This is a genomic window from Pseudomonas sp. PA-1-6B (genome assembly GCF_021609545.1).
Taxonomy (GTDB): domain Bacteria; phylum Pseudomonadota; class Gammaproteobacteria; order Pseudomonadales; family Pseudomonadaceae; genus Aquipseudomonas; species Aquipseudomonas fluorescens_BV.
In genome coordinates this window covers 173,881-187,725 of the sequence record NZ_WJZM01000004.1, presented here as the reverse complement: position 1 = coordinate 187,725, position 13,845 = coordinate 173,881, and the positions used below count along the sequence as shown (strand labels likewise).

Annotated in this window: 11 protein-coding genes; 1 reads left to right on the top strand and 10 read right to left on the bottom strand. The window is 60.6% G+C overall.

What is annotated here, in order from left to right; translation table 11 throughout:
- Positions 1–194: 194 nt before the first annotated feature.
- The 6 genes from GIV35_RS04335 to pmbA all read right to left on the bottom strand — a co-directional run bounded on the left by GIV35_RS04335 (position 195) and on the right by pmbA (position 5,447).
- Entirely contained in the window at positions 195–1,088 is an 894-nt protein-coding gene (locus GIV35_RS04335) for a ZIP family metal transporter (RefSeq protein WP_116667154.1), read from the bottom strand.
- A 32-nt stretch (positions 1,089–1,120) separates the two neighbouring features.
- A complete protein-coding gene (locus tag GIV35_RS04330; RefSeq protein ID WP_236265015.1) occupies positions 1,121–1,732 on the bottom strand; it encodes a superoxide dismutase in 612 nt (203 codons plus the stop codon).
- Position 1,733: 1 nt separating this feature from the next.
- Entirely contained in the window at positions 1,734–2,162 is a 429-nt protein-coding gene (locus tag GIV35_RS04325) for a hypothetical protein (protein WP_089041373.1), read from the bottom strand.
- 27 nt (positions 2,163–2,189) lie between these two features.
- On the bottom strand, positions 2,190–3,566 hold the full coding sequence (locus tag GIV35_RS04320) for a class II fumarate hydratase (RefSeq protein WP_213152970.1): 1,377 nt from the start codon (positions 3,564–3,566) through the stop codon (positions 2,190–2,192).
- Positions 3,559–3,954, bottom strand: coding sequence for a hypothetical protein (locus GIV35_RS04315; protein ID WP_003188570.1), 396 nt, complete (start codon positions 3,952–3,954; stop codon positions 3,559–3,561). Before GIV35_RS04315 ends, GIV35_RS04320 begins: the two co-directional genes overlap by 8 nt.
- A 146-nt stretch (positions 3,955–4,100) precedes the next feature.
- A complete protein-coding gene (gene pmbA, locus GIV35_RS04310; RefSeq protein WP_223023450.1) occupies positions 4,101–5,447 on the bottom strand; it encodes a metalloprotease PmbA in 1,347 nt (448 codons plus the stop codon).
- A 108-nt stretch (positions 5,448–5,555) separates the two neighbouring features.
- On the opposite strand from pmbA, the gene yjgA reads away from it, so the two are divergent.
- Complete coding sequence (yjgA, locus tag GIV35_RS04305) at positions 5,556–6,077, top strand: ribosome biogenesis factor YjgA (protein WP_003188568.1); 522 nt, start codon at positions 5,556–5,558, stop codon at positions 6,075–6,077.
- Between the two features lie 45 nt (positions 6,078–6,122).
- Here the strand turns inward: yjgA and tldD are convergent, their stop codons facing one another.
- From tldD to rng, 4 genes are all read right to left on the bottom strand, one after another.
- Positions 6,123–7,565 carry a metalloprotease TldD gene (gene tldD / locus GIV35_RS04300; RefSeq protein WP_034126304.1) on the bottom strand — a complete coding sequence of 481 codons (1,443 nt, stop codon included), beginning with the start codon at positions 7,563–7,565 and terminating at the stop codon, positions 6,123–6,125.
- Positions 7,566–7,581: 16 nt separating this feature from the next.
- Positions 7,582–8,430 (bottom strand): carbon-nitrogen hydrolase family protein, encoded by an 849-nt coding sequence (locus GIV35_RS04295; RefSeq protein ID WP_105225781.1) that lies wholly within the window; start codon positions 8,428–8,430, stop codon positions 7,582–7,584.
- Between the two features lie 48 nt (positions 8,431–8,478).
- Complete coding sequence (locus GIV35_RS04290; RefSeq protein ID WP_223023449.1) at positions 8,479–12,294, bottom strand: YhdP family protein; 3,816 nt, start codon at positions 12,292–12,294, stop codon at positions 8,479–8,481.
- A 78-nt stretch (positions 12,295–12,372) separates the two neighbouring features.
- Positions 12,373–13,830, bottom strand: coding sequence for a ribonuclease G (gene rng / locus GIV35_RS04285; RefSeq protein ID WP_003188562.1), 1,458 nt, complete (start codon positions 13,828–13,830; stop codon positions 12,373–12,375).
- Positions 13,831–13,845: the final 15 nt, after the last annotated feature.

Below are 13,845 nucleotides of genomic sequence, written 5' to 3'. Positions count from 1 at the left end.
CTACCGGCCCTTGAGGCCTTTTTGTAATGGGCAGATCGCGAGCTGATCCAATGTTGGCCAGAAGCTGTTTGGAGCTTCCTCGGATAGGCCTGATACATAGATGCAACCGGGTACCAATGTTTGAAAAGCGGGTTGAAAGTGGGGGCGAGTCCATACATAGGAGCGAGCAAGCTCGCTCCTACAGGGAACCACCCTTAGCCCAACGCCGTATCCATCACCATCATCAGGCAAAACCCGAGGCACAGCCCAAGGCTGGCGAGCTTTTCATGGCCATTGCGGCGCGATTCGGGGATGACTTCATGAGTCACTACCAGCAACATTGCCCCGGCGGCCAGCGCCAAACCCAGCGGCAACAACACTTCGGCAAGGCTCACCAGCCATGCGCAGAGCACCGCAAATACCGGTTCAACCAAGCCCGATGCAGCGCCAATCAGGAAAGCTTTGATCCGCGACATTCCGGCCCCAGCCAATACCAACGCAATCACTAGCCCTTCAGGTACATCCTGCAAGGCAATGCCCATGGCGAGGCTGTCGGCATCCGCCATGCCTCCGCCCGCGGAAACACCTACAGCCATGCCTTCCGGAATGTTGTGCGCAATGATGGCAAACACGAATAACCAAATACGCGGCGGGATAACCGGTTTATCCGGTGTACCCACCAGCATTTCCGGGCTAGCGCCAGAAACCTTGCGGTCTACGAGGTACAGGCCGAACGCCCCAAGCATGATGCCGAAGCTGATCAAGCCACCGGCGCCCCAAGGTGAAAGCCCCAGGCTTTCAGCGGCGGCGATACCCGGCACGACCAGGGAAAAAGCGGTCGCCGCCAGCATCACACCGGCACCAAAGCCCAGCAGGGTATCGCTCAGCGCCATCGGCATGCGCCGAATCACCAACACCGGCACCGCGCCCAGCGCCGTGCCCAGCGCGCAGATCGCTCCACCCTGCAAAGCGCGCAGGATGCGCGGCTCCAGGTTCAACCAGGCCAGCCCATGGGCCACCAATAACGCAGTACCTGCCAATAGCAGCAGCGTGCCAAACGCATAACGAAACATTCGTACGCTACCGATCGCCAGTGTTTGAGTGCCCATAGTCGGCCTTAGATCTTGTTATGGAGTGAGTGTCAGGCCAAGGCCGCCTGATAGCGCGCGGCAACTTCCGGCCAGTTGATGACGCTGTAAAATGCATTGATGTACTCAGGTCGTCGGTTTTGATATTGCAAGTAGTAGGCGTGCTCCCAAACGTCCAGGCCCAGGACCGGTGTATTGCCGCTCATCAGCGGGCTGTCCTGGTTGCCGCTGCTTTCCACCACCAGCGTTTTCTGCGGCGTAACACTCAACCAGGCCCAGCCACTACCGAAACGCGTCAACGCCGCCTTGGTGAACGCCTCCTTGAAGCTGTCGAAACCACCCAATTGCTCGTCGATAGCCCTGCCCAGCGCGCCCTCGGGTTTGCCGCCCCCTGTCGGTGACATGACTGCCCAGAACAACGAGTGGTTCGCATGCCCGCCTCCTTGGTTGACCACGGCAGCACGTAATTTCTCCGGCAATGTTTGGACGCTGGACACCAGCCTCTCCACCGGCCAGCCGGCGAACTCAGTGCCCTCGACCGCGGCATTGAGGTTATTGATGTAGGTCTGATGGTGTTTGGTGTAGTGAATTTCCATGGTTTGCGCGTCGATATGCGGCTCGAGGGCGTCGTAGGCGTAAGGCAAGGCCGGCAAGGTATAGGTCATATCAATGTGCTCCAAAGTGGGACGTGGACGTTGGCGTCGCAGCACCGCCCAGCAGACGATGAGTACGTGGGTATTCGCCGTGATCGCTGATGAAATTCAGCAGCTCGACGTAGGTCTTGCTGCTCTGGCGCAACGCGGCCTCGCGCAATGACGGGCTGAGGCGTGGGTCCTGCATGGTCTGTAAGAGGCGCTGATGGATAGCGCAGAGGTATTCCGCGCTTTCCTCAGGCTGGTTCAGGCGCAAGTGCAGGTCCGCCAGGTTGTGATGGGAAATGACACAGGCCGCCACTGCTTCGTCGGCATCCGCCCAGCGTTCGAACAACACTTGGGCCAGGGCCAGGGCTTGCAGATAGGCCTCGCGAGCGTCAACCAGCTCACCTGCCATAAAGCAGCGATTGGCCCGTTCGATCGTGCGTTTCCAGTGCTCCATGGTGAGCCTCCAAAGCAGGGTCGTTGATTACACACCGCCGGCGGTGAGCTTTTCCGGGTCCAGCAGGACTTCCAGTTGGCTGCGAGGCAGGTCGGTGTGTTCGAGGGCGACATCGATCACCGGGCGGCCTTGCTGATACGCCTTCTTGGCGATTTCAGCGGCTTTCTGGTAGCCGATGATCGGGTTAAGTGCGGTGACCAGGATCGGATTGCGCGACAGCGCTTCCTTGAGCTTGGGCTCATTGACCTTGAAGCTGGCAATGGCCTTGTCCGCCAGCAACCGGCTGGCATTGGCCAGCAACTCCAGGCTGCTGAGCAGGTTTTGGGCAATGATCGGCAGCATCACATTCAGCTCGAAGTTGCCCGATTGGCCGGCCACTGTGATCACTGTGTCATTGCCAATAACCTGGGCGGCTACCATGGCGGTCGCTTCCGGAATGACCGGGTTGACCTTGCCCGGCATGATCGAAGAGCCTGGCTGCAGCGCCTCCAGTTCGATTTCACCCAGGCCGGCCAATGGCCCGGAGTTCATCCAGCGCAGGTCATTGGCGATCTTCATCAGCGACACCGCCGTGGTTTTCAACTGGCCAGAGACTGCAACGGCGGTATCCTGGGAGCCAATCAGCGCAAACAGGTTTTTACCGGGCGTGAACTTCACCCCGGTCAAAAGGCTCAGCTGCTGGCTGAAGCGCCCGGCAAACTCGGGGTGTGCGTTGATCCCGGTACCGACCGCCGTGCCGCCCTGAGCCAATGCTTGCAGCGCCGGTAGCAGGTCCTGCAAGTGACCGATATTGGCCTTGAGTTGCTGCGCCCAGCCGTTCAGCACCTGGCTCATGCGCACCGGCATGGCGTCCATCAAATGCGTACGGCCGGTCTTGATGAACGGATGAACCGCCTCGGCTTTTTGCTCGATGACTTGCACCAGATGCAGCAGCGCCGGCAACGTTTGCTCGTGCAGCACCAACGCGGCACTGACGTGGATGGTGGTGGGGATGATGTCGTTGCTGCTCTGGCCGCAATTCACATGATCGTTGGGGTTGACCGCCTCGCCCAGCAAACGGCTGGCAAGGGTCGCGATCACTTCATTGGCGTTCATGTTGGAGCTGGTGCCGGAGCCGGTCTGGAAGATATCCACCGGGAAGTGCTGCATGTAGTCGCCTTCCAGCAAGCCTTGGGCGGCATCGACAATGGCCTTGCCCTGCCCTTCACTGATTTGCTTGAGCTCGACGTTGACCTTGGCCGCGGCTGTCTTGGCCAGGATCAGGGCGCGGATGAATTGCGCCGGCATGGGTTGATGACTGACGGGAAAGTTGTTCACCGCACGCTGTGTTTGTGCGCCATACAAAGCTTCTTGCGGCACATGCAGTTCGCCCATGCTGTCGCGTTCGATACGGGTGTTACTCATCATTAGATCCTTGCACCAAGTCAGAAACGGAAATCGAAGGCAGTAATTCGCAGCTCGCCAATTGCCAGGCAAAGGTCTGCCAGCGCTTGAGGCGGCAGGCACAGTGGGAGAGTTTTTCCAGGTCGCGCAGTGGCCGCCAGGCTTGGTCCAGGCACAGGGAGCGCCAATGCCAGGGCAGGGCGACATCAGCGGCGGTGTCGATCAACAAACGAAATGAGGTTTCAGCGATCGTCCACGGATGGGTTGCGGTGCAACACGCCAGATACCTACCTTCGTTCAGGTAGTGCTCAATCAGGCGGGGTTCATTGGGATCCAGACCACAGCGAATCTGGCGGCTCATCCAACGCCAGCTTTCCAGATAGGGATCCTCATGCAGGACAGAACTCATGAGCCACACTCATTCGGTAATGATATTTATTATTAAATGATATTGAGAATCAAAACAAGAGCAGCCCATTAATCCTGCTGTGACAAGGCAATAAAAAAGGCGCGCCATCTTTGCGATGGCGCGCCTTTCAGGACGTGCGGGAGGGATTAGCTGCCAGCGACCGTCATGCGTTCGATAAGCACCGAACCCGTGCGAATATTGCTGCGCAGTTCCAGGTCGTTACCCACGGCAACGATCTGCTTGAACATATCGCGCATATTGCCGGCGATGGTCACTTCCTGGACGGCGAACTGAATCTCGCCATTCTCCACCCAGAAGCCCGCCGCACCGCGCGAGTAGTCACCGGTGACCATGTTCAGGCCATGGCCCATCAATTCAGTCACCAGCAACCCACGCCCCATCCGCCGCAACAACGCCGCCTGGTCTTCATCACCGTGGGTCACGAACAGGTTATGCACGCCGCCCGCGTTAGCGGTGCTTGGCAGGCCCAGCTTGCGACCGGCATAAGTGCCCAGCACATAGGACACCAGCTCACCCTGCTCGACAAACGGCTTGGCATAGGTCGCCAGGCCATCGCCGTCGAACGACGAACTGCCCATCGCGCGCATCAGATGCGGGCGCTCGTCAATGGTCAGCCACTCAGGGAACAGCTTCTGGCCGATGGCGCCTTCCAGGAACGAAGACTTGCGATACAGGTTGCCACCGGAAATCGCGCCCAGGAAGCTGCCGAATAAACCACCGGCCAGCTCTGCGGAAAACAGCACAGGCACTTCGCAGGTCGGCACCGGGCGCGCGCCCAGGCGGCTCGCAGCCCGTTGCGCCGCACGCTGGCCAATGCTTGCAGGGTCTGCCAGTAAATCGCCTTGGCGGTTTACGTCGTACCAGTAATCACGCTGCATCTGCCCATTGGCTTCGGCGATCATCACGCAACTGAGGCTGTGACGCGTGGAGGCATAACCACCGATAAAACCATGGCTGTTGCCGTAGATGCGGCAACCCTGATGGGTGCTCAAGGTGGTGCCGTCCGCATTCTTGATGCGGGCATCGGCATCGAAGGCTGCCGCTTCGCAGGTCAGCGCCAGCTCGATGGCTTGCTCAGGGGTGATATCCCAGGCATGGAACAGGTCGAAATCCTGCACATCCTTGGCCATCAGCGCCTTGTCGGCCAGGCCCGAGCTTTCATCCTCGGAGGTGTGCTTGGCAATCGCCAGTGCTGCGGCGACGGTCTCGCGAATCGCCTCCGGACCACTGGCCGAGGTGCTGGCCGAGCCTTTGCGCTGGCCTGCATACAAGGTAATGCCAAACCCTTGGTCGCGATTGAATTCAACCGTTTCCACTTCACGCTGGCGCACCGAAGTCGACAACCCTTGCTCCAGCGATACCGCCACTTCACAGGCGCTGGCCCCCTGGCGCTTGGCTTCGGCAAGGATCTGCTCGACTTGTTCCTGCAGTGCCGGTAACGCTTGTGGACCGACGCTTTGGGCTGCACTCATGGTTTTCTCCACTCAAATTCTGCTTTCGGTTAAGGCCATCGAGCGACCGGGCCGGACAAGCGGCCCCCGACTGGTTATCATGGCGGCGTTTCTTTGCGGACTGCCACCATGGTTGATTCTTACGACGACTCCCTCGATGGGGAGAAAAGCAAAACCCAGGTCAAACGTGAGCTGCATGCTCTGGTTGACCTTGGCGAGCGCCTTACAACGCTCAAAAAAGATTTGGTTGCCAAACTGCCACTGACCGACGAAATGCGTCGGGCCCTGGCCGATGCGCCCAAGCACACCGCGAATATCGCGCGTAAACGGCACATCTCGTTTATCGGCAAACTGATGCGCGACCAAGACATTGACGCCATTCTGACTTTGCTCGATCAAACCGATGCCTCCACTCGCCAGTACAACGAACGCTTCCACAACCTGGAACGTTGGCGTGACCGCCTGATCTCGGGCGATGACGCGGTGCTGGAGAAATTCGTACTGGACTACCCGGACGCGGACCGCCAGCAATTGCGCTCCCTGATCCGTCAGGCCCAGCACGAGCTGGCGCATAACAAGGCGCCGGCCACCAGCCGTAAAATCTTCAAGTACATCCGTGAGCTGGACGAGACTCAACGCGGTCTGCGCTGATCCTCTTCCCCGGGTGGCGGTCTTCGCCACCCGAAGCTCCGGCTCCTACGATCCCGTGCCACCCACGGTAATCGCATCAATTTTCAACGTTGGCTGGCCGACACCTACCGGCACCGACTGCCCATCCTTTCCGCATGTGCCCACACCGCTGTCCAGCGACAGGTCGTTACCGACCATCGACACCTTGCTCATGGCTTCCGGCCCGTTACCAATCAGCGTCGCCCCTTTGACCGGCGCGGTAATCTTGCCGTCTTCGATCAGGTACGCCTCGCTGGTGGAGAACACGAACTTGCCGCTGGTGATATCCACCTGGCCGCCGCCGAGGTTGGCGCAGTAGATACCGCGTTTTACCGAGGCAATGATTTCTGCCGGATCGCTTTGACCACCGAGCATGTAGGTGTTGGTCATGCGCGGCATTGGTAGATGCGCATAGGATTCACGACGGCCGTTACCGGTGCGCGCCACGCCCATCAGGCGGGCGTTGAGCTTGTCTTGCATGTAGCCCTTGAGCACGCCGTTCTCGATCAGGGTGGTGCATTCGGTCGGTGTGCCTTCGTCATCGACACTCAGCGAACCACGACGGCCGGCCAGGGTGCCGTCATCGACAATGGTGCACAGCTTGGACGCAACCATTTCGCCCATGCGCCCGCTGTAGGCGGAACTGCCCTTGCGGTTGAAATCGCCTTCCAGGCCATGGCCCACGGCTTCGTGGAGCAACACGCCAGACCAACCCGAACCCAGCACCACCGGCAAGGTGCCGGCCGGCGCCGGAATCGCTTCCAGGTTGACCAATGCCTGGCGCAGCGCCTCACGGGCATAGCCCATGGCACGGTCGTCAGCAAGGAAATAACGGTAGTCGGTGCGCCCGCCGCCGCCATGTCCGCCGCGCTCGCGGCGCCCGTTCTGTTCGACGATCACACTCACATTGAAACGCACCAGCGGCCGTACATCCGCCGCCAGCCCACCGTCGGTGGACGCCACGAGGATGCGCTCCCACACGCCAGCCATGCTCACGGTCACTTGCTGGATACGCGGGTCCAGGGCACGGGTGGCTGCGTCGATACGCTTGAGCAGCTCGACCTTTTCCGCACGACTGATCACTTCCAAGGGGTTATCCGGCGCATACAACTGCGCCACGTCCTGGGTACTGAACGCCTGCACCGTGCCATTCTGCCCGGCACGGGAGATCGAACGGGCGGCACGCGCCGCCAGGCCCAGGGCCTCCAGGGTGATCGCATTGCTGTAGGCAAAGCCGGTTTTCTCACCCGATTGCGCGCGAACGCCTACGCCCTGGTCAAGGTTGAAACTGCCTTCCTTGACGATCCCATCTTCCAACGCCCAGGACTCGGAAATCTGCCCCTGGAAATACAGGTCAGCCGCATCGATACCCGGTCCGGCCAGATCGCCGAGCACGGCTTGCAGGCTTTCGATGGTCACGCCACCGGGTGCCAGGAGGTGATCACTGACTGAGGACAACAACTCGCTCATAGGTTTGGCCTTAAATTCATCGTTCTGAAGCAGGCCGCTGCGCGCCCTGCGAGAAAAAGCGCCGGTGATTGGCCACCGGCATGCGCGCCCGTATCGACGCCTGTTCACTGCTATCGCGTTCGGCCAGTAACACCGCTTCGCCTTGATCCTGTTGCGCCAGCACTCGGCCCCAAGGGTCGACAATCGCCGCGTGGCCAAACGTTTCCCGTGGGCCTGGGTGCACACCGCCTTGGGCGGCTGCCAGCAGGTAGCACTGGGTTTCGATGGCACGTGCGCGAATCAGCACATCCCAGTGTGCAGCCCCGGTCACCGCCGTGAAGGCCGAGGGCGCGGTAATCAGTTCAACCCCCGCCGCACGTAACTCGCTGTACAGCTCGGGGAAACGCAGGTCGTAACACACCGTCAACCCCACACGGCCCACCGGCGTGTCCGCCACCACCACATGGTTACCGAAAGCATAGTCGTCAGATTCGCGATAACGACCGCGAGCATCCGCCACGTCCACATCAAACAGATGGAGTTTGTCGTAGCGAGCGACGATTTCACCCTGATCATTGATCAGCAGCGAGCAAGCATTGGGTTTGGCGTGGGGCTGGTCCTTGGGCGGCAGCGGCAATGTGCCGGCCACTATCCATAAGGTGAGGTCGCGGGCGGCCTGTTTCAACCAGGGCAGCACAGGCCCTTGGCCCAACGCCTCGGCGCGGCCAATGTCGGCCAGGTCGCGGCGCCCCATGGCGGCGAAATTCTCTGGCAGCACCGCGAGTTTCGCACCATCGGCCGCCGCCTGCTCCAGCAGGCGACGCGCCTGGGCGAGGTTGGCCAGCACGTCACTCTGGCTGACCATTTGAATTACCGCAAAGGACATGGGCCGACACTCCATACAGGGCATGGGGCCATGCTACTCCACAGGCTCTCAGTTTGGCTTTTCAAATGGCTTGTCGAAGGTGATTTTTGGATCCTTCCAGGGACCTTGCACCTTGTATTGCACACTGGCGAAGCGCGAAACCCGGTCACCGATCAGCTTGTCGATCAAAAACAGCGCACCACCAATGGCCGGCGCACCGACAATCAGCGCCGCAATCGGCAGGTTGTTGGTCACAGGCAAGGTGACCAGCAATTTGGCGTCGACGCGATCGGCCACCAGATCCAGGGTGCCGTTAAGCTCCAGGTTGGTGGAAGGCCCGGTCATGGTGATGGGCTCGCGGGTCACGAACACGCCATTACTGGCGGCCAACAAGCCTTTGACCCGGTCGTAGCTCAAGCCCTTGCCGAACAAGTCGGAAAAGTCCAAACGCAAACGCCGGCCAATGGAGTTGAAGTTAAGCAGGCCAAACACTCGCAATGCCTGGGCACCGCCCTCCACTTCGACGAACTGACCTTTACGGAACGCGGCATCCAGACTACCGGAAAACCGCTTGGGCCCGACCCAGGCCGGCGACCCCGGCCAGCGGCCATCCACGTCCAGATGAAAGTCTTCGCTGGTCACCGTAGGCGCAAAACCCCAGCCCTTGAGCACGTCGGCAATGTTGCGCCCATCGAGGCGGCCCTTGTACCAACTGCTGCTGGCGCCTGGCGCACCTTCCCAACCCCCAGCGCCTTTGAGCAGCATGCCCTTGAGGCCAAGGTCGAGGTTATTGAAGGCTAGGCCCTTGGCGGTGGGGCGGATCCTCAGCGACCAGGCCCCGATCAGGTCCGAGCCCTGGAACAGCTGGTCGACGCCAATATCCAGCGCCGGAATGCTTTTTGGGTCGATATCGGCCAGCGGGTCCGGCGCGTTTTCGTCCGCCTGCGCGGTCGGGTCTGGCGCAGGCAATTTCACATACTTGAGGTTGACCGCAATCGGCGCGCCTTTGGCGTCCGGCAGGTTCACTGCGCCCTTGGCTTGCTGGCTATCGAGTTGCAGGCCCCAGGCCGCTGGCTTGCGATCAAGCTGCAAGCTGACCTGGTCAAACTGGGTACCAAACCCGGTGAGTTTGCCCACCTTGAAGTCCGCACCGCTGAGCAGTTGCTTGGCATTGCCACCTGGATCGTTGCCCGCGTAGCGATCCACAAGTTTCTTCCAGGGATCGATATCCAGTTCCGACAGCACGCCACGAATGCGCAGGCCCTTGGCACCGGGCAACATGGCATCACCGTCGCCGAGGAACAGTTCGCCGCGGCCATCATTGAACTTGTCCGGCGGCGCGGCAAAAGTGAAATTCGCCAACTCGCCGTAATCAAACCAGTAACGGCGCTCAGCACCCTGCAAGGTCATGCGAAAGGTGCTGTCACGCCCCTGGCTGGCGGGCATGCCGAACGGCGCCGGCAGTTCCACCGCGACACCCTTGAGGTTGGAGTTGACCATCAACTGGCTGTCCGCCCCGTCGAGGATCACTTGCAACTGGTACGGAATATCGCCGGAGACCGGCAACGGCTGGCTGATTTTCAACCAGTCCGTAAGGCGCTTGACGGTAACCTGGCCAGTGGCAGTCACCCGCGTGCTGATATTGCCCGGTTTGCCTTCGGCAAAGATCTGCGCCGTGATGGGGCGGTCGAACGCCTGGGCCGAGATCTTCTGCCCGCTCAGGCCCTTGGCGCTGTCGAAGCGAAAATCACCCTTGAGCTGGGTCAGGTCCAGCGGCGGCTCGGCCAATTGCAGGCGCGCCTTGTCGGTCTTGAAGTCCACCACGATCTTGGGCTCAGTGCCTTTGGCCAGCGGTACGTCCAGGTCCAGGCTACCTTGCAGGTCGCCCTCGCCTTTCCAGCCGGCGAACGTAGACGCCGTGCCGATAGGGGCTTCTTGAAGGATCTTCAGGCCGTCGCCCAAACCGCCGGAGAACCCGCCCGTGAGCAGCAGATGACTGTCCCCGCCCGCTGGGGCGTGGGGGATATTGACGTAGACATCCTTGACCTGGGTGTCGAGCAACTGGCCCTTGCTCGCCAGAATGCGTACGCCGCTCTCCTCGACAAACACTTCGCCATTGACCTTGTTCACATGAGGCCAGCCCGGCTGGAAGGCGAGCTCGGCATCATGCACCTTGAAGAACAGGCTGATATTGCGCGACGCGGGCAGCGCATTGTGGCTGAGCGAACCCTGGTACTGGAAGAAGCCTTCGTCCACCGCGCCCTTGAGGATCGCCGTGCGCAGCCATTCATCCAGCGCCGGGCTCAACACCGCGGGTAGGTACTTGGGGGTGAAACGGCCATCGCCATCGACCATGCCGACCCGCAGGTCCATGTAGTCTTCCTGGCTGTGGTCGAAATGCAGGCGAATCAGGAAGTCCGCCGCCACCTTGCCTTCCTCGCCCAGTACCTTGATATACGGGGCGATGAGAGTGAAGCCTTGTTTGTCCAGTTTCCAGGTCAGGCGCGCATTGGCCTGGATGTACTGCCAAGGTTTGGCGAAGATCGGATACAGATGCAAGGAAAAGTCTTTGCTGTCCATGCGCAACTCACCCTGGCCCAGGTCGCCACTGATACTGCCGGACACATTGCGTGCGGCCGGCGCGCCGAAGTAGGCATCGAAGCCGACACGCTCCAGGTTGGCGGCAAAACTGAGTTTTCGGTCGGTGGTGTCTTGCGGTCGGAAGTCCACCAGCACATTGCGTAACAGGCCAGTGGCTTTGAGATGTTCGACGACCTTGGCGAAACCGTCCGGCAGCGGCGCCAAGGCGTTGAGCAACGGGGTAATGGGGGTCAGGTCGAGACGGTCGGCCTGCAATTTCCACACTTCCTGTTCCTTGTCGGTCGCCAGGCTTTGCTGCAATTGCAGGCGCGACTCCCAACGGGTTTCGCCAATGTTCATCGCCAGGGAATCAAACAGCACCTTGAGGCCAGCGTCACTGCGCTGCAGGTAGGCGGTCAGGGCCAGGTTTTCAAGGTGCACCGGCTTACGGTCGGCGTAGCTGCCCTTCACTTGGGGCGAATTGAGGCGTACCGCCACGCTTTGCACCGTGCCTTTGGCCCAACTGAGCCAAAACTCGCCGCCGGCCTTCAATTGCGTCAGCTTCCACTGCTGGGTCAGCCTGGCGGGAATCCACTTGGCCCAGTCGCTTTGCGGCAGGCTCAGGTAGGCATCGACCTCAGCGTCTTGCCACTGGCTGGCGCGAATGCGGCTACGCAGGCTGAGCGCCAACGGTTGGCCATCGGGCAATGTCAGGCGAGCGTCCAGACGCTGCTGGCTCATGCCGGTATGCAGGCTCAGGCCCACATAGGTCACGGTCACTGGTGCCTGGTCGAAGGGTTGCAGAGTCACCTGGCTGTCCAGCACCGACACGCGCTTGACCATTTGCATGCGCGTCAGCAGCTGTTGCGGGTCCAACGGCTGGTCGTCATGCACCGGCAAGCCTTGCAGGGTCCAGCGGCCGTCCTGGTCTTCCTTGACACTCAGTTGCAAGCCACTGACTTGCAGATGGGCGATACGCACTTCGCGGGCCAACAGGCTGGCCCACATATCCGGCACCACTTGCACCTGGTCCAGGCGCAAGGCACTGCTGCCCTCGCCGACCATGACGTCGTGGGCCAGCAATACCGGGGCAAACCCGCTCCAGCGGCCTTCAAGGCTACCGATATGCAGCGGCGTATCCAGCGCAGCCTGGGCTTTGGCCTCGACTTCGGCGCGGTATTCGGCCACCAGCGGGGTGAGTTCGCGCCCCAGGCTCACGTACACCGCCGCCAATACCAGCAACAACGCGCACAGGCCCAGGCCCCAACGGGTCAAAGCGGCAAAAAAGCGTATCAGACGCTCCATGTCAGGCGACCCTCAAAAAACGGTTAGCGGACCGCAGATCAAGGTCTGCGGGTCTCGAAGAAAGTGCACAGTTGGGGATCAGAGCAACACCACGTCGTATTGTTCCTGGGAATACATGGTTTCGACCTGGAAGCGAATGGTGCGACCGATAAAACTTTCCAGCTCGGCGACGTTACCGGACTCTTCGTCCAGCAGGCGATCCACCACCTTCTGATTGGCAAGCACTCTATAACCTTCGGCCTGATAGGCGCGTGCCTCGCGCAGGATCTCGCGGAAAATCTCGTAGCAAACCGTTTCCGGGGTCTTCAGTTTGCCGCGCCCCTGGCAACTGCTGCACGGCTCGCACAGTACCTGTTCCAGGCTTTCACGGGTGCGCTTGCGGGTCATCTGCACCAGGCCCAACTCGGTGATGCCGATGATGTTGGTCTTGGCGTGATCGCGCTCCAGTTGTTTTTCAAGCGTACGCAGCACCTGGCGCTGGTGCTCTTCATCTTCCATGTCGATGAAGTCGATGATAATGATGCCGCCCAGGTTGCGCAGGCGCAGTTGGCGGGCGATAGCGGTAGCCGCCTCGAGATTGGTTTTGAAGATGGTCTCTTCAAGGTTGCGATGCCCCACGAAGGCACCGGTGTTGACGTCGATGGTGGTCATGGCTTCTGCCGGGTCCACCACCAGGTAGCCGCCGGACTTGAGTGGCACCTTGCGCTCCAGGGCTTTCTGGATTTCGTCTTCGACGCCATACAGGTCGAATATCGGCCGCTCGCCGGGGTAGTGTTCCAGGCGATCGGCGATTTCTGGCATCAACTCAGCGACAAATTGCGTGGTGCGCTGAAAGGTTTCCCGCGAGTCGATGCGAATTTTCTCGATCTTCGGGCTGACCAGATCGCGCAGCGTGCGCAGCGCCAGGCCAAGGTCTTCATAAATGACGCTGGGCGCGCCGATGGTCTTGATCTGCGCGTCGATCTGATCCCACAGGCGCCGCAGGTAGCGAATATCCATGAGGATCTCGTCAGCGCCAGCGCCTTCTGCGGCGGTGCGCAGGATAAACCCGCCCGCTTCCTTGATGCCCTCGGCGGCGACGCAGTCGCTGACCACCTTCTTCAGGCGCTCGCGCTCGGCTTCATCTTCAATCTTCAGGGAAATGCCCACATGGGCAGTGCGCGGCATGTACACCAGGTAGCGCGACGGAATCGACAACTGGGTGGTCAAGCGGGCGCCCTTGGAACCAATGGGGTCCTTGGTGACTTGCACCACCAGGCTCTGGCCCTCGTGCACCAGAGCGCTGATGCTTTCCACCGCAGGGCCCTCGCGCAGGGAAATTTCCGAGGCATGGATAAACGCTGCACGGTCCAGGCCGATGTCGACGAAGGCCGCCTGCATGCCCGGCAATACGCGCACCACCTTGCCTTTGTAGATATTGCCGACGATCCCGCGCTTCTGGGTGCGTTCGACATGCACTTCTTGCAGAACACCGTTCTCTACCACCGCCACGCGCGATTCCATCGGCGTGATATTGATCAGAATCTCTTCACTCATGGCTGGGTCTCGTTC